We start from the raw sequence: 20,000 nt of genomic DNA, 5'->3' as shown, positions 1-20,000 counted from the left end.
GGCCGCCAAGATAGAGGTTGGAGAAAAAGCAGGTGGTATAGACGGGGTTGGCCTCGACCAGCGTGACATGGATGCCCGGCTGCGCGGCCAGCATCCGTGCCGCAGACGCGCCCCCTGCCCCGCCGCCGATGATCACCACGCGCGCCGTGCCTTGGGCACGCAGCGCCGGCGCCGCCAGCATCGTCGCGGCGCCCGTGGCCAGGAACATGCGCCGCGATACGGGCAGGGTCTGTCCGGTCATCTTATTCCACCTTGATGTCGCGGCTGTCGCGATGGATCGCGCCGCTTTCATCGTACCATGCAAAGTCCAACCGCCCCGACCTTTCGGCAAGCACGTCGAATTCGACGAAGGGATCGGCCGAGATGGCAGGTTCGAAGGCGATGTCGATCACCGGCGCCAGGTCCAGCGTGCAGGTAAAGCGATGGATGATGCCGCGCGGAACGGTCTGGCCAGCGCGGTCGATGCGCAGCCCCGTCTCCATCGGGTGGGTGATCAGGGCACGCACGGCAAAGGGTTCCCCGGCACGCACGACATTGGGCAGCCGGATGCGGACCCGGGTCATCCGGCACATCCCGCGACAAGGACCTGCACGGATGCCGATACCTGCATCACTATCCCGTCCGGCCGTCGGGCCAGCGCCATGACCTGTTGGCTTTCGGCCAGCCGGATGCGGGTCGCCAGACGAGCGGGGCCGCTGGCGGGACCGAATTCCGCCGTGGCGACCAAAGGCGACCGGCGTGCCAACGCCAGCAACATGACATGGCTTGCCCCCGCGGCCTGCACCTGAACCGGCACCGCAAAACCGTCCGGAGCCTCGGACGCCAGCGTCAGGGTAATGCCCCCTTCGACGGGCACCGCGCCTCGGGCAAAAGCCGTGATCAGGTCCTGCACCGATGTTGCCATCACCTGCCCCGGCAGGGCCGCAGCGGCAAGGCCGGTCAGGCCAAGCCAGATTGCATCACGGCGCGACAGGGTCACGGGCATGGCGATCTCCTCCTGCAGGGAAGGTTAGCGCCCGGTGCCTGCGTCATGCAAGATCGACGCAGGCACCCCCCGACCAAGGCCGCAGATCGGGGGTCAGTTTCCGAACATCGCCAGCAGGATCAGGTAGAAGACCGACGGCCCCATCAGGCAACCGAGCCCGGTATAGAAGGTCGCCGTCATCGCGCCATAGGGCACCAGCCGCTTGTCGGTCGCCGCAAGCCCACCCGCGACGCCGCTGGTCGTGCCCATCAGGCCGCCATAGGCCATCGCCGATTTGGCGTTGTTCAGCCCGATATAGGGCGCGACGAAGGGCGTTCCGATCATGACCAGCACCGCCTTCAGCAGGCCCGCTGCGACCGACAGTGCGATCACTTCGGAACTGGCACCAAGGGCGGTGCCCGTCACCGGACCCACGATATAGGTCGCGGCACCGCCACCGATGGTCGCCATGCTGATGGCGTCGGTATAGCCGAAGGCCGCCGCAACCAGCGCCCCGACGATGAACGATACGATGATGCCAAGCGCCAAGGCAGTCGCGCCCGCCAGACCGGCTTTCCTGATTTCGCGCATGTTGACGCCATAAGCGGTCGAGACGATGGCCAGGTCGCGCAGCATCGAGCCGCCCATCAGCCCGATCCCCGAAAACAGCGTCAGATCTGCCAGCCCCTTCGAGCCGCCGCTGATGGTGCCGCCCAGCCAAGCCAGAAACAGACCGATGATGATGGCGATGGCAGATCCGTGCAGGCGGCCCGCCGACAGCTTGTCCGACAGTTGATAGGACACCCACATCACCAGACCGATGACAACGAATGCAAAGACCAGACCGTTCTTGGCCAGAAGTTCGACGATTTCCATGGATCAGGCCTCCTGCACGGTCAGGGGCGGCAGGGGTTCGTCCTGCCCGCCGATGCGGGCGACGACCGGGACCAGCGCCATGCAGGCGACGGTCGCGCCGACACCGGCGATGATCGCGATTGGGCCACCGGCCAATGCGGCGACGACGTTCTGCTGCGCGGCCATTGCGACGACGATGGGGATGTACATCGCGCTCCAGAACAGGATGCCCTGTTCGCTGATGGCGGGCAGGCGGCCGGTGCGGCGCATCCAGTCGGTGGCAAAGATCAGCAGCAGCATGGCAAAGCCCACGCCACCGACATTGGACTGGACGCCCAAAAGGCTGCCCAGCAGGTCGCCCAGAATGACGCCCGCCAGATGACAGGCGGCCAGGGCCGCGACTCCGAAGATGATCATGTTTCCTCCCATGTGGTTGATCCCCGCCAGCGCCCTCCTCCGACGCGGGCGGGGTTTTAATCAGACAAATGTGTCGGCGTATTCCTTGCGCAGCTGGGCCTTCTGGACCTTGCCCATGACGTTGCGCGGCAGGGCATCGGCAATGAAGACGCGCTTGGGCTGCTTGAAGCGGGCCAGCCCGTCGGCCAGCAGGGCGCGGATCGCGTCGGGGTTGACGCTTGCGCCCGCGCGGGGCACGACGACAGCGGTCACGGCCTCGCCCAGATCGGGATGCGGCAGGCCGATGACGGCGCTTTCCAGAACGCCGGGAAGGGCGTCGATGGCCTCCTCGACCTCCTTGGGATAGACGTTGTAGCCGCCCGAGATGACCAGGTCCTTGTCACGCCCGACGATGCGCAGATAGCCGTCATCGCCGATGGTCCCCAGATCGCCGGTGATGAAAAAGCCGTCGTCGCGGAATTCGGATGCGGTCTTTTCCGGCATGTTCCAGTAGCCCTCGAAGACATTCGGGCCCTTGACCTCGATCAGACCGATCTCGCCCTGCGGCAGCACCGCCGCGCTGTCGCGGTCAGCGATGCGTACCGTGATACCGGGCAGCGCCATGCCCACAGCCCCGGGGATCCGGTCGCCGTCATAGGGGTTCGACGCGATCATGCAGGTTTCCGTCATGCCATAGCGTTCAAGGATCGCCATGCCGGTGCGGTCCTGGAAGGCGCGGTGATCTTCGGCCAGAAGCGGTGCCGAGCCCGACACGAACAGCCGCATGTTCGCCGTCGCCTCATGCGTCAGGCGGTCGGACTTGAGCAGGCGGGTATAGAAGGTCGGCACGCCCATCAGCACGGTGGCGTTCGACATCAGGTCGATGGCCTGTTCGGCATCGAATTTGGTCAGGAAGATCATCGTCGCGCCGGCGGTTAGCGCCATGTTGGCCGCGACGAACAGACCGTGGGTGTGAAAGATCGGCAGCGCGTGGATCAGGCGGTCGTCTTCGGTAAAGCGCCAGTGGTCCAGCAGGGCTTCGGTGTTGGACATCAGGTTGCCATGCGTCAGCACCGCGCCCTTGGACCGCCCCGTCGTTCCCGAGGTATAGAGGATCGCCGCACGGTCGTCGGCCCCGGCAGGGTGGCTGTCCTGCCGCGGGGTGGCATCCGCGGCCTTTTGCAACATCGTTCCGTCAGCTGCCGCGCCAAGCGTCTGCACCGACAGGGCGTCACCTGCACGGTGGGCATGGGCCTGTTCCTGCGCCGGATCGCAGACGAACAAGCGCGGTGCGGCGTCGCCGATGAAATAGTCGATCTCGGGTCCGGTATAGGCGGTGTTCAACGGCAGGAAGATCGCCCCGACGCGCAGCACGGCCAGATAAAGCGCGATGGCCTCGGGCGATTTTTCGACCTGCACGGCGACGCGGTCGCCCGGAGCGACACCCAGATCGCCCAGCACCGTGGCCAAGCGGCCGACCAGATCCTGCATGGCGGCAAAGCTGATGTCGGGCTGACCCGGACGTTCGAAAAGCGTCTTGTCGCCATGCGTGGCGGCAACCTTGGTGAAATTGCGTTCAATAGTCTGCATCTTAATGTGCCTTTCATTCAGCTTTTCAACGCATCGGCCAGTTGGTCGCCGTGGGCGACGGTCTGGTCGCGGACGAAGGCCTCGTGTCGCGTCTCGATCTGTGTCAGTTCATAGAGATAGTTGATCATCAACCCGTGCGCGGCCTTCAATGCCGAAGGTGCCATATCCGCGGGCCAGTTCAAGCGATGCGCCGAGGCACCGTTGCCCAGATGGAAACGGGCGACCGGATCGACGGGCATTCCCCCCCTGCCCCGCTCGGTCACGATATAGCGCGCGGCAAGGGCCATGACCTCGGGGCGCAGGGCCTCGATCCGGTCGGGGTCGTGCTGCCAGTCGTCTGCGGTCAATGCCTGCGACAAAGCGCGGGCACGTTCGTCCCCCTGCCCCGCCAGCCAGCGCGCAAAGCCCGGCACCGGCGACAAGGTGACGAAGGTCTTCAGCTGCGGCAATTCGGCCGACAGCTCGGCGACCACCTGCTTGATCAGGAAGTTGCCGAAGGACACGCCCTTCAGGCCGGCAAGACTGTTGTTGATGGAATAGAAGACCGCAGTATCTGCCAAGGGCTGTCCGTCCCCCTCGGGGGCAGTCAGGATGGGCGCAATGGCATCGGGCATTCCGCGGGTCAGCGCAACCTCGACGAAGATCAACGGCACATCGCCCGTGGCCGGGTGGAAGAAGGCGTAAAGCCTGCGATCCGCCGGGGCCAGACGCCGCTTCAGGTCGTCCCACCCCTGCATCTGATGGACGCTTTCATAGCGTTGAATTTGTTCAAGAATTGCCGCTGGCGCGTTCCAGTCGATCCTGCGCATAGACAGGAAACCGCGGTTGAACCAGGATGCCAGCAGATGCGCGAAATCCTGATCGATCGCCGCCAGCGAGGCATCCTGACGGATCGCCTCCAGCAGATCGCGCCGCATGGCGACCAGTTGCGGCGTCGCGCCCGGCGCCAGGTTCAGGCGGCGCAGCAATGTCTGTCGCGCCGGTTCGACCACGCGGAACAGATCGGCGACGGCGGCGGCATCGGGGTTGGCGTCCCATACGTCATAAGCGTGGCGGATGCTGTCGGCATCGACGCCGTAATCGTCGCGCAAGCCCTGAAAGAATTGCAGCCTTTCGTCCGGCTGCAGTTCGCCATAGGCCCGCAGCGCCTGTTCGGCCACTGCCACCCGCGCGGCATCGCCGATCCGGCCCATCAGCACCGAGCAGGCCGCAGTGATCCTTTCCGATGCCGGTCGTGCCAGCGCCTTGAGGGTTTCGGCCTCTTCGCTGGAATTGCGGCTACGACGGGTCACGGCCTCCACGAAATCGGTCAGAAATGTCAGACGTTGTTTCACCATGTTCCGATCCTCCCCCTTGGTTGATATACACGGCTTCTCACTTGATGTATATAACAAGGTTGATGATGGACTTTCGTAACGTGGAAAGGTCCAATTGCCTTGGGAAACTGGACAGGCCAATGAAACTTCCGACTGCGACACGTATCCGGCTGGCGCTGGAAAATGCCATTGTTGACGGGGAATATCTTCCCGGCGACCGGATCGATCCCGACCGCATCGCGGCAGACTATGGCTGTTCGCGGACGCCGGTACGCGAAGCCCTGCAGGCGTTGGAGGCATCGGGGCTGCTGGTCGTGCAACCCAAGCGCGGCACCTTTGTCACCAAGCTGACTGTTACCGAACTGATGCACCGTTTCGAGGTCATGGCCCAGCAAGAGGCTTTTTGCGCGGCACTGGCCTGTCGTCGCGCCGATGCCCGGGACCATCAGGCCATCGGCGACAGCCTGCAGGCTTGCGAACAGGCCGCGACCGCAGGTGACAGCGACGCCTATTACGCCCGGAACACCCAGTTCCATCAGGCCATCTATGCCGCCGCGCATAACCCTTTCCTGCAGACCGAGACGCTGCGCCTGCAGGCCATGTTGCAGCCCTATCGCAGGCGTCAGCTGCAGGCACAGGGGCGGGTGCAGACCTCGCTGGCCGAACATCGTGCCATTGCTGCGGCGATCCGGGTCGGCGACGCAGATGCCGCATCGCGGGCGATGACCGACCATGTGCTGGTGCAGGGCGAGCGGTTCCGCGACCTTGTCGCGCTTCTGGACAATATGGCTACACGGCAGACGGGTTGACGCCCCTGCCCTATCCGGGCGGAGTTCCCGCGCGACGTTGGCGAGTGCGTTCCAAACCCAGCTTGTGTTCGCGCCAGATGATCAGGACGCCGGCCAGAATGACCACCGAGGCGCCGCCCAGCACGGTTGCGGTCGGCATTTCGCCGAAGACCGTCCAACCGATCAGCACGGCCAGGATCATCGAGGCATAATCGAACGGAGCCACCACCGAGGCATCGGCAAAGCGATAGGATGACGTCAGGAAGATCTGACCCAAGCCGCCCAGGATGCCGGTCATGACCAGCATCGCCAATGTACTGCCCGACGGCATGACCCATCCGAACGGCAGCGTAACCAAGGACAGCAACGTCGAGGTGACCGAGAACCAGAAGACGATCGCCGAAGTACGCTCCTGCTGAACCAGCTTGCGTACAAAAATCTGCGCCAGCGCCGCACAGGATGCACCCATCAACGCCACGACAGCCCCCAGCATATGCGCGGGGTCCGACGGACCGACGCCCGTCAGCTGCGGCGACAGGACGATCAGCACCCCCGCCAGCCCCATGGCAACCATACCAAGCCGGAAGGCGCGGACGTTTTCGCCCAGGAACATGCCGGCAAAGATCACGACCATCAGGGGTGCGGCATAGCCGATGGCCGTCGCTTCGGGGAAGGCCAGCAGCGACAGCGCCCAAAAGTTGAAGCCCATGGCGGCAGTCCCGACGATGCCGCGATAGAAATGCCCCATCGGTCGAAAGGTCGTCAGCCCCACCCGCAGTTCCGAACGGATCACCAACCACAGCAGGATCACAGGCAGCGCAAAGAACGACCTGAAGAACACCTGCTGCCCCGGCGGCACGGGCATGTCCCCAAGCGAGGTCGCCTTCACCAAGGCTGCCATGACCGTGAAGACAGTGACGCTGATGCATTTCAGGACAATACCCCGCAAGGGGGAGACGGGTGTCGGTGTCATCGGGGTCCCTTGCCTGAGGTCGCGATCTGGATAGGCACAACTTGCACGTTCTGCAATATCACTTATGGCTGTGTCATCGGTCCATGTTAGATAAGTCGTTGTAATTCATTATTAAACTATCTTATTATAGCTCATAGGATGAACCTTCCCCGCAGGGAAGGTGCTATTCCAACTGATCCAGCATTCCGGCAACCGCAGCCTCCAGCTTGCGGCGATCGACGGCCGAGAAGTCCCTTGGAAGGCGGATTTCCAAGCGCCCGTTTGCTGCGGTGCACTTCGCACTGCCCTGAGGGCGTTGCAGTTGGAAGGTAGTCTTGGCCTTGGCAGCGGGCGCAGGTCTTTCCGATGACGCGTTGCGATCCGAGGGAGCATTGTCGTCCCCGCCCTGCCCTGCGTAGCGACGCAAAAGTTCGACCTCGTCCTTGGCGGTCCGTTTGTCCCAATTCTTTAATTCGGATTGAATCGATGCTGCGATCCCCGGTACATCCTGAAGGCGCTGCGCCAAAGCAAGACCCAATGCGCGCGAAATTTCTTGCGGGAACAAAAGAACGTCGCCCAGATGCTGAACCAACGGGATGAAGTTCCGGATATAGCTGCGCTTCTGATAGCCGGCGGATTTGAACAGAATGGCCACCGCTTTTTCCGGATCCGGCTCGGCGGTTTGCGGGTCCTGCGCATAGCGCAAGGCCAACTGCGCCATCTCGGCAAATGAGATATCCTTGCGGATCAAGTTCTCGTTGACCATGCGCCGGTACAACTGATCAAGCTGGTCGCCACGCGCTGCGATTCCGGCAGGGATACGGCCCCATTTCTCGGTCAGCCCGGTATCGTCTCGCAGTTTGCGATATGCCGACAGACGGCGATATCCTTGGATCAGCTGATAACGTCCCTCAGCAGTTGGCTCGACCTGGATCGGGTTTGACAGACCGATGTCACGGATAGAGGCGATCAGTTCCGCCAGTTCCAGATCGGCGACCGGCTTGCGATCTCGAACCAGCTTCGAGGTATCGACAAGATCCAAATCTATCATGTCGGTGATCAAGCCAGCACGCTTCAGACGCACGTGTTCCTGCGCCAAGGCGTCGTTTTCCGCCCTGATCCTTGCTTCGATGGCCGCCCGGTCACGCGTTGACTCGGCGGTTTCCACAATTGCCGCCGCCATTGGCCCGCGTCGCTGATCGGCCTTGTCGACCTTCCCCGCGGGGAAGTCGGCACTATCGTCCTCGGGAATGTCGATGTCGAACATACGGCGCTTGCGGCTCATGCCTTATCCTCCAGCTGATCCCATGCGGTCAGGACATGGCCCCTGAACTCTTCATATGCCTGGTCGAAGGTTGCACGCGCGCGACGCCATGTTCCCCGTGTCATCTCACGATAGTCGATCTCGTAGATCGACGACAGGAAGCGACCCGACTGCTCAACAGCCCGCGTCAGCTCGATGGGGTTTTCGGCCATGCGGTCGCCGAAGACCTGTCGGAAAGCACCAAGCATGGCCTGATGCAATTCGTTCGACGGCTCGAAACGTGTCATCAGGAAACGGATATCGGTGAAGGTCTTCGGCAAGGTGATCTTCCCCGTGGGGAAGTTTTCGAAGCCATGGGACAGATCCTCCAAGGCTTCGGACAGCTGGCCGATAAAGCTGGTGGTGCTGTCATATTCCCAATAGCCAGGCCCCGAAGGGACATAGAGCATGTCCGCAGCAAAGACCGCGTTCATGGACTGATAGCCGATAGCCGGCGGGCAATCGAACAGGATCAGATCGTAGGCATCATCCGCAAGGCTGTCGAGAAACCGCGACACCGCGCCGAAGAAGGTCCATTCAGGGTTCAAGTGACGGTACTGGGCACTGGCAAATTCGACGAAAGCTGCATTGGCGCAGCTGGGCACGATATCGATGGTCGGCCAGGCGGTTGACTTGATGAAGTCCGCCGGTCGTAAAGTCCCAAGTCCCATGTCACGAATGGATGCTGGCAGCTTGCGTTGGGGCAGGGCGGTCCCAGACTCGGCGCCGGCACTGGCGACATTCATCCGGTCGGTCTCACGCTCCAGATCGCGGGCCATGATGCCCCATACCGTATGATCCTCGCCGACATCGGACAGGCCCATGGAGTGGGACAGGGTCGCCTGCGGGTCGAAATCGACGACAAGGACACGATATCCGTCCAGCGCCGCAGCATGGGCAAAATGCAAAGCCACGGTCGATTTCCCGGCGCCGCCTTTGAAATTGGCGATGGCTGCGCGGAAGGCGCGTTTACCCTCGGGGCGGGGCGGCATCAGGCTCTTTTTGTTGATGCGAACCCTGCGGCGCAGTTCGTTCACTTCCTCAAGACTGAACCAGCGCTGACGCCCATCCTCTTCGACTTCCCCGAGGGGAAGGTTCGGATCGGCGGCCAGCTTGCCGCGGAAAGTGGACTGATTGATCCGGAAGATCAGTTCGGCGACCTCCCAGCTGGAGAAGCGCCGCAGGGTCTTTTCGTTGGCGGGACTGAAGGTCTGCCGGCGAATCCATCCCTGCATCTTCAGGGATTGGGCCTGCAATCGGGCGAGGTCTTCGTGGGTGTACATGTTTTGTCTGAATCCAAGAACGCTAAATCTAGATATTCGTACTTTTACGCTCGATTTGCTTTTTTGGCAAAAGGCAACTTCACTGAAATCGGAAAAATACGATTTTCGTGCGGCGGCCGACGAATTGTCAATAAAACTGGGGTCATCGCGTGTTTTATCTGGGCCCGTGCAAAAACGGGACAAGGCACCTAGAAATCGCCGTGAATAGGGGACATTTACAAAGAAAAAGGGGACACTCTTTGCGTCCCCCTATACCAATGATACCTCATTTTCATGATGATGAATGATAAGCAAAGGACCGTATCCAGCTACCTGCTTGACAGAATCATGAAACAGGACGCAAATGCGGTCAGGATGCGGAAATACGTTGGGGCGCCTCAAGACCTCGCCCGCATTCCGGCAGTAACCGGAGCAGTCCGGCAGCAGGAGCGACGATGCAGGTGATCAAACCCGTCGGCCGAGAGGCGGCGGCGCGCAAATACGACATTCTGTCGGCGCTGATGGCGCATGGTCTTGCGGGCGACCAGAACCTGCAAAGGCTGGTGCTGCGCCTGATATCGCTGATCACCACTCGCTACAACTGGCAACGCAATGATCTGACGATGGGCCAAAGAGAGATCGCGCGTCTTTGGTGTGTCGACGAACGGACCGTCAAACGAGAAATGGCACGTTTGCGCAGCCTTGGGTGGATCAACGTCAAGCGACAGGGTGCGCGGGGACGCGTTTCGGTCCTGGCACTGGATCTGGAGCGCATCCTATTGGACACGCGCGCTGCATGGCCGAACATCGGTACGGATTACGTCGCGCGGATGACCGGACAATCTGACGCCGAACCTGCGGCCAATGTCGTGCCTTTCCGTCGCAACGATGCCGAGCCTGCCGACGGCATATGGGGGGCCATGCGCACCCTCCTTCAGGACGAGGATCCGGCGCTGTTCGATGCCTGGCTGGCTCCTCTGACGGACGCCGGGCATGAACAGGGTATCTTGCACCTGGCCGCGCCATCACGGTTCCATGCCACCTATGTGCGCACGCATCTTCTGGGGCGGCTGACCATCGCCGCGCGCCGATCAGGCGCGGGTCTGCAGGGCATCCGCCTGATTCCCTAATCGCCCCCGGAGGAGATGGCGCAGGATGCCGCCATGGGGGGCCGAACCGAGACAAGAGGAGGGGCCTGCATGGATTTCACCATCACGCCGGAATTGGACGATCTGCGCCGTCGGATCGCGACATTCGTGGAAACGCGCATCATCCCGCATGAGGCCGACCGTTCGGCCTATGACGGTCACGGCAATATCGACAACGGCCTATTGCAGGATCTCAGGGCGCAGGCCCGGGCCGCGGGGCTGTGGTGTTTGCAGCTGCCCGAACACGATGGTGGTCTTGGCGTCGGCATCCAGGGGATGGCCGTCTGCTATGAAGAAATGAACCGGTCGATCTTCGGGCCGGTCGTCTTCAATTCGGCGGCCCCCGATGACGGCAATATGATGGTGTTGTCGAAGCTGGCGACACCCGAACAACGCGTCCGCTGGCTGGCGCCGATTGCCGAAGGGCGGGTCAGATCGGCCTTTGCGATGACGGAACCCGCCCCGGGTGGCGGCTCGGACCCGTCGATGATCCGGACGCGGGCCGTGCGGCAGGGCGACCAATACGTCGTCACGGGACGCAAATGGTTCATCACCGGCGCCGATGGCGCGCAGCATTTCATGCTGCTGGCGCGCACCTCGGACGGTCCCAAGGACGCGCTGACGGCGATGATGTTCGACGCGGCGCAACCCGGCTGGCGGATCGTGCGACGCATCGGCATCATGGGCCCCGAAGAACATGGCGGACATTGCGAACTGGAATTCGACGGTCTGCAGATCCCCGTCGAAAACGTCATTCTGGCCGAAGGAAAGGGCATGCGCGTCACCCAGACCCGCCTTGCACCCGCGCGTCTGACCCATTGCATGCGCTGGCTGGGACTGGCCAAACGCTGCATGCAGATAGCTCAGGAATACGCCGAGACACGCGAAGGCTTCGGGATCCGGCTGGCCAACCGTGAAACCGTGCAGGTTGCCACCGGCGATCTGGCCATGCGGATCGAGATCGGGCGGCTGTTGGTCATGCGCGCGGCTTGGGAACTGGATCAGGGGCGCCGCGCGGGGGCGCAGATCTCGATGGCCAAGATCCATGTCGCCAATCTGCTGCACGACGCCGCCGATCGGGCGATTCAGGTGAACGGGGCGCGGGGCTATTCGACCGATACGGTCCTTGAATGGATCTATCGCTATGCCCGCCAGGCGCGGCTGGTGGATGGCGCGGACGAGGTTCACAAGATGGTCCTGTCGCGGGAATTTGCCGGGCAGGGGCGTGATTTTTGGTCGTGGCCGGTAGCCGGCGCATCGACGGGGGCGGGCCATGATGCAGTATGACCGCTTTGAGGGGCTGAAGCCCTGGCTGGACCTGAGATTCGGTAAGGGTGTCTTTGACCTGCGGCCCATCGCAGGGGGGCAGTCGAATCCCACGTGCATGGTCGATCACGGCAACCGCCGGATGGTGCTGCGGACGCAACCGATGGGGCCCATTCTGAAGGGTGCCCATGCCATCGACCGGGAATACCGCGTGCTGACCGCCTTGCAGGGACAGCAAGTGCCGGTTCCCGAACCGATCCTCTATTGCGATGATGCCGATGTGATCGGCCGGCCCTTCTATCTGATGCAGCGGCTGGAAGGACGGGTCTTTCACGACAATTCCCTGCCGGATATTGCACCCGACCAACGCACGGCCATTTTTGCCGAAATGGCCCGGGTCATGGCACAGTTGCATGCCGTCGATCCGGACGCCGTTGGTCTGTCGGATTTCGGTCGCCCCGAAGGCTATTACCAGCGCCAGATCACGCGCTGGTGGCGACAGTGTCAGGCATCGGACCTGCTGCGGCGTGATCCGATCGCCTCGCTGTCACCCTTGCAGGACTGGCTGCAGGCCAACCTGCCGCGGCAGCAGGAACGCGTGTCGATCGCGCATGGCGATTTCCGGCTTGGCAACCTGATCTTCGCCCCCGATGCCCCCCGCGTCATCGGCATCCTTGACTGGGAGCTTTCGACCCTTGGCCCCGCGCTGGCCGATCTGGGGTTTGCCTGCATGGCGTGGCGCACACGACCCGACCAGTTCGGAGGGATCGCGGGTCTGGACCTGAAGGCGATGGGCATTCCAGAGCGTCAGGACTTCGTTGACACCTATTTCCGGCACGCCGAGCCGACGCCCCCCTTGCAACCTTTCCACGAGGCATTCGCCCTGTTCCGCTTTGCCGCGATTTTCGTAGGCATTGCCGATCGGGCGGCGGCGGGGAATGCGGCGGGGCAGGGGGCCGGCGATCTGACCCCACTGGCGGCGGTCTTTGCCGACCGTGGTCTGCAGATCGCGAAAGGGGCATGAAGGGAACCGCAACGGCGGCATGGCGTTTTCATTCGCACCCCAAAGGAAGGTTCCGCCATGTCCCGCCCGTTTTTCCAAACCGCCTTCGGCATCACGGCCCTGATGATCGGGCTGTCGGGTCCGGTTATGGCACAGGACACCGATGGCAAGCCTTCGGCCGTGTCGTCAGAAGCGACGAATGACAGCGCCGAACCTGCCTGCACTGACAGCTCCGGCAAAGCCGAGCCCGCGACGAACCCCGCCCCGTCAGAGGACGGCACGGCAGCCGAAAACACCGGCACGACGGGTTGGAGCGGTGGCACAGGCGGTTCGCAGCTGGGCACAAACACCCAAGGCGCGGTCGAACGTTCGCCGACGTGGCAGCCGCCCACGGCACGTGGTTTGGATTTGAAGGGTCAGCCCGACGAAACGCAAACCTGCTAAGCGTCGTCCAGACGCAGGCGCAGCCCGTCACGGTTCAGGAACTCTCCATCGCGGATCAGGGTGCGGTCGGCATGCATGGCTTTGACCAAGGCATCCAACCGTGTCTTGGCAATATCATCGGGCACGATGCCTTCACGTCCGGCGCGAAACAGCGCGACGGCATCCCAGGCAACCCCTGCACCATCCAGATGCTGAGCAAGGACAGGCCAGTCGAGTTCATCCCCGATCACATGAAGATGCGCCGAACGCAGCAGGCTGATCCGCCCGTCGGTCAGGCCCAACAGCACCACCAGCATGGTGAATTCGTCAGAGTGCTCCAGTGACTTTGCCAGCCATTCGTCGAAATCGGTCGCGTGATCGGTCATCATATTCCGCATAGGTCAGGAATGGCGGAGAGGAATGGGAGTTCGAACCCACCCGGGACAGGCTCGCTGCCCCAACCGGATTTGAAGTCCGGCCGCCCCACCAGAGACGATTCCCCTCCGCAGCCAGGCTGACGCCCGACACGACCCACAGATGGACCGCGCCAAGCGCCTTGGCAAGGGGAGGGCGCGATCAGCTGGCCAGCAACGCTGCGTTCCCCCCGGCGGCCGTCGTATCCACGCATAGGTGGCGTTCGTGGCAGACATGGGCACGGTCGGGCATGGCGGTGATCAGGGCGACGATGGCGCCATCGCGCTTAGACAGGGTCCGGGCATAGTCGCGCCCGCGAACATCATCACCCCACCACAGAACCGCAGCCAGATCATCCATATCGCTCAGCGCCTTGGCATCACCGGTGACGGCCATGCCGCCCAAGGCTTCGACCGCGGCGACCTGATTGCGGATGTCCTGATCATCCGGGCCAAGGCACAGCACCGGACCGCGCGGGACGACCGTCAGACGGTTCAATTCGCCGGTCGGACCGGGCATCAGCTGATCCGAGACCACCACCGGCACCGTCGTCATCTGCCCGGATTCGGCAGGCGCGAAGAAGCGCGGCAGATACAGCGGTCCGCCCGCCTTGGGGCCGGTCCCCGACAAACCTTCGCCGCCAAAGGGCTGGCTGCCGACTGTCGCGCCGACCTGGTTGCGGTTCACATAGATGTTGCCGACGTGGATCTTGGCGGTCACCTGCTCGACCCGGCTGTCGATGCGGGTGTGCAGACCGAAGGTCAGACCATAGCCGCGCCCGTTGATCGTCTGCACGACCTTGTCCAGATCGCGCGCCTTGTAGGTGGCAACATGCAGGACGGGGCCGAAGATTTCGCGGTCCATGTCGTCGATGCCGTTGACGCGGATCAGAGTTGGTGCGACGAAATGGCCATCGGTCGGGGTCTGCAGACGGTGCAGCACGCGGTCCTGATGCGTCTTCAGATATGCGTCGATCTGATCGCGTGCATCCTGATCGATGACAGGGCCGACATCCGTGGAGAGATCCCATGGGTCGCTGACGGTCAGCAGGTCCATCGCGCCCTGGATCATGCGGATAATCTGCGGGGCGACGTCCTCTTGCACGTAAAGGCAACGCAGTGCCGAACAGCGTTGTCCGGCCGAGCGGAAGCTGGATGCGATGATGTCGCGCACGGCCTGTTCGGGCAGGGCGCTGCTGTTGACGATCATGGCGTTCAGACCGCCGGTTTCCGCGACCAGCGGCGTGCCGGGGGCCATATGGGTGGCCATGCTGTCGGCGATCAGCTGCGCAGTTTCGGTCGATCCGGTGAAAACGACGCCCGCGACGTCGGCGCTGCGGGTCAGGGCGGCACCGACCGTGCCCCCGTCGCCCGGCAGCAGCTGCAGCGCGGATTGTGGCACACCCGCCTTCAGCAGCAGGCGCGTCGCATAGGCCGCCACCAGCGAGGTCTGCTCGGCCGGTTTCGCCAGCACCGCGTTCCCCGCCATCAGCGCTGCCGAGATCTGGCCGGTAAAGATCGCCAGCGGGAAGTTCCACGGGCTGATCGCCACGATGGTGCCACGGGGGGCGTCTTGGCGATCCTCTCCCTGCTGCGCGTAATAGCGCAGGAAATCGACCGCCTCGCGCAGTTCGGCGACGGCGTCGTTCAACGTCTTGCCGGCCTCGCGGGCCAGCAGACCGAAAATGGGCCCGAACTCGGCCTCATAGAGATCGGCGGCGCGGCGCAGGACGGCGGCCCGCTGTTCCGCCGTGGCATCCCAAGGGCGGGCATCGGCCAGCGCGCGGGCGACCGTATCGCCGTCGGCCATGGTGATTTGCGCAAGAACCTGACCGGTCGCAGGGTTCACCACCGGTTGCACCGTGCCGGTGGGCGGGCTGACGGTCAGCGGACCGGCATCGGTAATCGCGCCATTGCGCACCTGATCGATCCGGTCCAGCACGTCGCGCGCATTCAGATCGAAGCCCTGCGAATTGACCCGACCCGCGCCATAGATCGCCTCGGGCGCGACCAGCGATGCGGGCGGGGTTTCGGTCTTGACCGCTTCGAAGGGGTCGCGGGCGACCTCGGCGGGGGTCACGTCCTCGTTGACGATCTGGTTGACGAAACTGCTGTTCGCGCCGTTTTCCAGCAGACGCCTCACCAGATAGGCCAGTAGGTCGTGATGCGCACCCACTGGCGCATAGATGCGGCATGCCGTGCCGTGATCGCGCAGGACGATGTCGTGCAGCCGTTCCCCCATGCCGTGCAGGCGCTGGAATTCGAACTGATGCCCCTTGGCCATGTCCCGAACTGCCGCGACCGAATGGGCGTTATGCGTGGCGAACTGCGGATAGATGCGGTCGTTCATGCCCAGCAGCTTGCGTGCCAGCGCGATATAGCTGACGTCGGTCGCCGATTTGGTGGTGAACAGCGGGAAACCGTCAAAGCCCTCGACCTGCGCGCGCTTGATCTCGGTGTCCCAATAGGCGCCCTTGACCAGACGCACCATGATACGTCGGTTCAGCTGGGTCGCCTGCGCGTAAAGCCAGTCAATGGCGGCACCGGCACGCTTGCCATAGGCCTGCACCACCACGCCGAAACCATCCCAACCGGCCAGCGACGGATCGGCCAGTACCGCGCGGATCACCCGCAGCGACAGCGCCAGACGGTCCTGTTCCTCGGCGTCGATGTTCAGACCCATATCGGCGGCCTTGGCGCGCTGCGCCAGATCCAGCACCACGGGGACCAGCTCGGCCATGACACGATCAGACTGCGCAACCTCATATCGGGGATGCAGCGCCGACAGCTTGATCGAGATGCCGGGGTTCTTGCGCACCGATCCCTTGGCGCAGGCGGCGGTGATGGCAGTGATGGCCTTGCGGTATTCCTCGGCATAGCGGTCGGCGTCGGCCTGCGTCATCGCCGCCTCGCCCAACATGTCATAGCTGTAGGAATAGCCCTTTTTTTCCTGACCCTTGGCACGGGACAGGGCGTCGGTGATCGTCTGACCCAGCACGAACTGGCGCCCCATCTCGCGCATGGCGCGGGTGACGGCGGTGCGGATGACGGGCTCGCCGACGCGGCGGATCGCACCACGCAGCGTGCCGACAAGACCCGGCTGTTCATCGTCCAGCACCTTGCCCGTCAGCATCAGCGCCCAGGTCGAGGCATTCACCATGCTGGAGGAGGATTCACCCAAATGACGTCCCCAATCGGACGCCGCGATCTTGTCCTCGATCAGCGCGTCGATGGTGGCGCGGTCGGGCACGCGCAGCATCGCCTCGGCCAGGCACATCAGGGCCACGCCTTCCTGCGTGGACAGCCCGTATTCCGCCAGCATCAGCTCCATCATCGTCGGCTCGGATTCCTTGCGGATCCGGGTGACCAGTTTGGCCGCATCTTCGCTGATCCGCTGGCGGTCCGACTGGGAAAGGGCCGCCGTCGCGGTCAACTGGTCCAGCAGCGGCGCATCCGGCTGGAACTTGGCAGAAGAATCAAATGCGGACAGATCGATCATGGCAGCCCCCTTGGCGTTTCACGCATGATACAAGGTCATGTCTGGACGTTGTGTCCAAAGGTGGCCTAAACTGTGGGCGAAGTGACCAAATTTCTGGGGATATCCAACCATTGACCGATCTGCTGGACGCCACCAACCGTCGCATCCTTTACGAGCTGACCGCCGACGCCCGCATTCCCATGACGGAACTGGCGCGCAAGGTCGGGCTGTCCAAAACCCCCGTCGCCCTGCGCGTCCGCCAGCTTGAGGACGCGGGGCTGATCACCGGCTATCGCGCGATCCTGTCGCCGCTGAAGCTGGGCCTGACCCATGTCACCTATATCGAGGTCCGCGTCACCGACACCCGCCAGAAAGCGCTGGAGGCGTTCAACACAGCCGTCCGCGCCGTCCCCGAGGTCGAAGAGTGCTATATGATCGCGGGCGGCTTCGATTATCTGCTGAAGGTGCGGTCGCGCGACATGGCGCACTACCGCCAGATCATGGCCGAGAGCATCTCGTCGCTGCCCCATGTGCACGCCACATCCAGCCATGTCGCGATGGAGGCCGTGATCGAGCAGGGCGCGATCACCTTCTAGCCGAACTGATCCAGTCTGTGCGGGTTCAACCGGCGCATGTCACCCCGCCGCAGCGTGACGCCGTGGCGGTCGAAGAAATCCAGGATCTCGATGGCGACCTTGCGGCCGTTCTGCACCCGGTCCCGGAAATCGGCGGCGGTAAACCAGCCGTCGTCGGATGCCGTTGCGACATCGCGCAGGATCGCGACCATCTCGGATGTGGTGCTGCGGGCAAAGAAATGGTCATGGGCGATCTGGTCGGTCCGACCCAGTTTCTGGGTCAGTTTCAGAACGCGGCGGACCTCTTTTTCATCGACGCCGAAGTCGGTGGCAAAGTCGCGCACCCGTGGTGGACGAAAGCGGATCTGGCCGGTAAGGGACGGCGAAATGCGGTTCCACAGTGCCTGATCCTGATCTGTCAGCCGGACCTCATGCCCCGGCAGGCGGACGAAGGCGCCGTCCAGAACGATACGCCCGGCCTGCGCGTCCAGATGCAGCAGCGCCAGATAGGCATCCTTGGACAGGCGGGGCGTCAGCGACAGCCGCAGCCGTTCCCGTCCCAAGCCTGACAAGTCGGGGTTTTCATCGTGAAACTGCGCCAACTGGGCCTGCATGCCGTCCCGAAGCGACCGTAGATGGTCGTCGGACAGCGCCGTCGGCCCGATGATCTGGCCTTGGGCGCGGTCCAGCGCCATTCGGGTGGCTGCATCCGTCAATCCGCGGTCGCGTGTGAAAACCGCCAGATCGACGGGTGCAATCGCCAGCATTGCCTGCAAGGCCTGCGCGGGATCGGAATGGCGGGCAGCGTCGATCAGCGCCAGTCGTTCGGGTGTACGGCGTTTGCGAGCGGGCGCGCGCAGGTCAAGGAAATGCCCGCCGCCGATGGTCCTAACCGCCGAGACATCGCGCAGGATGAACCGATCGCCGATCCCCGCCGCAATCGGGCGGTCCAGCACGATCTGCACCGGCCCTTGGGTGCCCGGCGCGATCGGATCGCCAAGCGGCACGATGCGTGCCCCCAATTCGGCGGCATGGCTGTGCAACCGGGCGGGGAACCATGTGCCGATGGGGGCAGGCTCGGACGGCAGAACTGACAGCATCGCGTCGATCCGCATTGTGGGGGCATGCAGGGCAGGGGCCATGACGACATCGCCGCGATGGATCGCCTCTTTGGAGACCTGATCGCCTGCAAGGTTCAGGGCGCAGCGTTGGCCGGCCAGACCTTCGGTGGCCACGCGGCTTTGGGCATGAATGCCCCGCACGCGCGCCGCCAGCCCCGACGGGCCGACCACCACCTGATCACCGATCGCCACACGTCCGGCGATCACCGTCCCGGTCACCACGGTCCCCGCACCCGACATGGTAAAGCTGCGATCGACGGTCATCCGCAGGGGACCATCGGCGTGACGGGCGATGGTCTCGGCCTCGGCCTGCGAGAGGGCGTTGCGCAGATCGGCAATGCCCTCGCCCGTCACGGCAGAAGCCATCATCACCGGCGCGTCCTGCAGCCCCGATGTCGCGGTCAGGTCGCGGATCTGGTCCACGACCTGATCGCGCCGTGCCTGATCGGCCAGATCGCATTTGGTGACGACCACCAATCCGCGCCGCATGCCCAGCAGGTCGAGAATCGCCATATGTTCGCGGGTCTGCGGCATGACACCATCATCGGCGGCCACGACCAGCAGCGCCATGTCGATGCCGCCCGCGCCTGCCAGCATGGTGTGGATCAGCCGTTCATGCCCCGGCACATCGACGAACCCTGTGATCTGACCACCCCCCAGATCGGCATAGGCGAATCCCAGGTCGATGGTGATGCCGCGGGCCTTTTCCTCGGCCAGGCGGTCGGCGTCGGTGCCGGTCAGCGCCTTGACCAAGGCGGTTTTGCCGTGGTCGATATGTCCCGCCGTGCCGACGATCATAGGTCGGACAGCGCCTGCATCAGTGCATCATCGTCACCAAGACAGCGCAGATCAAGGATCAGCGCGCCATCACGGATATGGCCGATTACCGGGCGGGGCAGGGCGCGCAGCAGGGCTGCCAACCGGTCGGGCGCATCGCCACCCGTTCCGGTCAGCCGCAACCCCGCCGAGGGGATCGTGTCGGTCGGCAGCGCGCCTGAACCGATCTGGCTGGCGCAATCGGTGACTGTCGCCCCAAAGCCATGCGGCGTCAGCAGGTCCGCGACCTGCGGGGCAAGCCGCGCCGCCTGTGCCGCGATCTGATCGTAGGGACGCGACAACATCCGCAGCATCGGCATTCGCGCGGTCA

19 protein-coding genes, 1 tRNA gene and 1 pseudogene (1 of these 21 running past the window's edge) are annotated in these 20,000 nt (G+C 63.6%); 6 read left to right on the top strand and 15 right to left on the bottom strand.

Annotated elements, in window-relative coordinates:
• The 7 genes from SJY40_RS15075 to SJY40_RS15045 all read right to left on the bottom strand — a co-directional run.
• Positions 1–241 carry the 5' portion of an FCSD flavin-binding domain-containing protein gene (locus tag SJY40_RS15075; RefSeq protein ID WP_378948568.1) on the bottom strand. Its footprint begins 1,037 nt before the window's first position, so 241 of the gene's 1,278 nt are visible here — the first part of the coding sequence; its start codon is at positions 239–241; its stop codon lies beyond the left edge, outside the window.
• Position 242: 1 nt separating this feature from the next.
• Positions 243–563: a thiosulfate oxidation carrier complex protein SoxZ gene (locus SJY40_RS15070; protein WP_378948566.1), complete on the bottom strand. Its 321-nt coding sequence runs from the start codon at positions 561–563 to the stop codon at positions 243–245.
• A complete protein-coding gene (locus SJY40_RS15065; RefSeq protein ID WP_378948563.1) occupies positions 560–985 on the bottom strand; it encodes a thiosulfate oxidation carrier protein SoxY in 426 nt (141 codons plus the stop codon). The genes SJY40_RS15070 and SJY40_RS15065 overlap by 4 nt, the downstream gene beginning before the upstream one ends.
• Positions 986–1,078: 93 nt before the next feature.
• A complete protein-coding gene (gene madM, locus SJY40_RS15060) occupies positions 1,079–1,840 on the bottom strand; it encodes a malonate transporter subunit MadM (protein ID WP_378948560.1) in 762 nt (253 codons plus the stop codon).
• A gap of 3 nt (positions 1,841–1,843) precedes the next feature.
• On the bottom strand, positions 1,844–2,236 hold the full coding sequence (gene madL / locus SJY40_RS15055) for a malonate transporter subunit MadL (protein ID WP_378948557.1): 393 nt from the start codon (positions 2,234–2,236) through the stop codon (positions 1,844–1,846).
• Between the two features lie 60 nt (positions 2,237–2,296).
• Entirely contained in the window at positions 2,297–3,805 is a 1,509-nt protein-coding gene (locus SJY40_RS15050) for a malonyl-CoA synthase (RefSeq protein ID WP_378948554.1), read from the bottom strand.
• A gap of 17 nt (positions 3,806–3,822) precedes the next feature.
• Positions 3,823–5,142, bottom strand: a complete 1,320-nt coding sequence (locus SJY40_RS15045; RefSeq protein ID WP_378948551.1) for a malonyl-CoA decarboxylase — start codon at positions 5,140–5,142, stop codon at positions 3,823–3,825.
• Positions 5,143–5,261: 119 nt separating this feature from the next.
• Here SJY40_RS15045 and SJY40_RS15040 point away from each other — a divergent pair, with 119 nt between their 5' ends.
• Positions 5,262–5,930, top strand: coding sequence for a GntR family transcriptional regulator (locus SJY40_RS15040; protein WP_378948548.1), 669 nt, complete (start codon positions 5,262–5,264; stop codon positions 5,928–5,930).
• Between the two features lie 10 nt (positions 5,931–5,940).
• Here SJY40_RS15040 and SJY40_RS15035 read toward each other — a convergent pair whose 3' ends face one another.
• The 3 genes from SJY40_RS15035 to SJY40_RS15025 all read right to left on the bottom strand — a co-directional run bounded on the left by SJY40_RS15035 (position 5,941) and on the right by SJY40_RS15025 (position 9,447).
• A complete protein-coding gene (locus SJY40_RS15035; RefSeq protein WP_378948545.1) occupies positions 5,941–6,882 on the bottom strand; it encodes a DMT family transporter in 942 nt (313 codons plus the stop codon).
• Positions 6,883–7,045: 163 nt separating this feature from the next.
• Complete coding sequence (locus tag SJY40_RS15030) at positions 7,046–8,146, bottom strand: ParB/RepB/Spo0J family partition protein (RefSeq protein ID WP_378948542.1); 1,101 nt, start codon at positions 8,144–8,146, stop codon at positions 7,046–7,048.
• A complete protein-coding gene (locus SJY40_RS15025) occupies positions 8,143–9,447 on the bottom strand; it encodes an AAA family ATPase (protein WP_378948874.1) in 1,305 nt (434 codons plus the stop codon). Before SJY40_RS15025 ends, SJY40_RS15030 begins: the two co-directional genes overlap by 4 nt.
• Positions 9,448–9,881: 434 nt before the next feature.
• Here SJY40_RS15025 and SJY40_RS15020 point away from each other — a divergent pair, with 434 nt between their 5' ends.
• The 4 genes from SJY40_RS15020 (at position 9,882) to SJY40_RS15005 (ending at position 13,287) form a co-directional block, all read left to right on the top strand.
• Positions 9,882–10,556 (top strand): DnaA N-terminal domain-containing protein, encoded by a 675-nt coding sequence (locus tag SJY40_RS15020; protein ID WP_378948539.1) that lies wholly within the window; start codon positions 9,882–9,884, stop codon positions 10,554–10,556.
• 69 nt (positions 10,557–10,625) lie between these two features.
• Entirely contained in the window at positions 10,626–11,861 is a 1,236-nt protein-coding gene (locus SJY40_RS15015; RefSeq protein WP_378948536.1) for an acyl-CoA dehydrogenase family protein, read from the top strand.
• Entirely contained in the window at positions 11,848–12,864 is a 1,017-nt protein-coding gene (locus tag SJY40_RS15010) for a phosphotransferase family protein (RefSeq protein WP_378948533.1), read from the top strand. Before SJY40_RS15015 ends, SJY40_RS15010 begins: the two co-directional genes overlap by 14 nt.
• Positions 12,865–12,921: 57 nt before the next feature.
• Positions 12,922–13,287: a hypothetical protein gene (locus SJY40_RS15005; protein ID WP_378948521.1), complete on the top strand. Its 366-nt coding sequence runs from the start codon at positions 12,922–12,924 to the stop codon at positions 13,285–13,287.
• Here the strand turns inward: SJY40_RS15005 and SJY40_RS15000 are convergent.
• The 3 genes from SJY40_RS15000 to putA form a co-directional block, all read right to left on the bottom strand.
• Positions 13,284–13,652: a hypothetical protein gene (locus SJY40_RS15000; protein ID WP_378948518.1), complete on the bottom strand. Its 369-nt coding sequence runs from the start codon at positions 13,650–13,652 to the stop codon at positions 13,284–13,286. The two genes, SJY40_RS15005 and SJY40_RS15000, sit on opposite strands and share 4 nt — an antisense overlap.
• 22 nt (positions 13,653–13,674) lie before the next feature.
• Positions 13,675–13,771, bottom strand: a tRNA-Sec gene (locus SJY40_RS14995).
• Between the two features lie 71 nt (positions 13,772–13,842).
• The gene (gene putA, locus SJY40_RS14990) at positions 13,843–17,178 is read right to left on the bottom strand and encodes a bifunctional proline dehydrogenase/L-glutamate gamma-semialdehyde dehydrogenase PutA (protein ID WP_378948515.1); all 3,336 of its coding nucleotides are present in this window, start codon (positions 17,176–17,178) and stop codon (positions 13,843–13,845) included.
• A gap of 110 nt (positions 17,179–17,288) precedes the next feature.
• On the opposite strand from putA, the gene SJY40_RS14985 reads away from it, so the two are divergent.
• A complete protein-coding gene (locus SJY40_RS14985) occupies positions 17,289–17,753 on the top strand; it encodes an Lrp/AsnC family transcriptional regulator (RefSeq protein WP_378948512.1) in 465 nt (154 codons plus the stop codon).
• Here the strand turns inward: SJY40_RS14985 and selB are convergent.
• Together selB and SJY40_RS14975 are read right to left on the bottom strand one after the other, a co-directional pair.
• Entirely contained in the window at positions 17,750–19,651 is a 1,902-nt protein-coding gene (gene selB / locus SJY40_RS14980) for a selenocysteine-specific translation elongation factor (RefSeq protein WP_378948509.1), read from the bottom strand. The two genes, SJY40_RS14985 and selB, sit on opposite strands and share 4 nt — an antisense overlap.
• Positions 19,648–20,000, bottom strand: a pseudogene (locus SJY40_RS14975) (L-seryl-tRNA(Sec) selenium transferase); the annotation flags it as partial. The pseudogene SJY40_RS14975 and the gene selB, both read right to left, overlap by 4 nt.

This window comes from Paracoccus sp. R86501, from assembly GCF_042466435.1.
In the GTDB taxonomy this organism is placed as follows: Bacteria; Pseudomonadota; Alphaproteobacteria; order Rhodobacterales; family Rhodobacteraceae; genus Paracoccus.
Note: the sequence above shows the minus strand (reverse complement) of the source record. Positions and strands in the feature narration are given on the sequence as shown.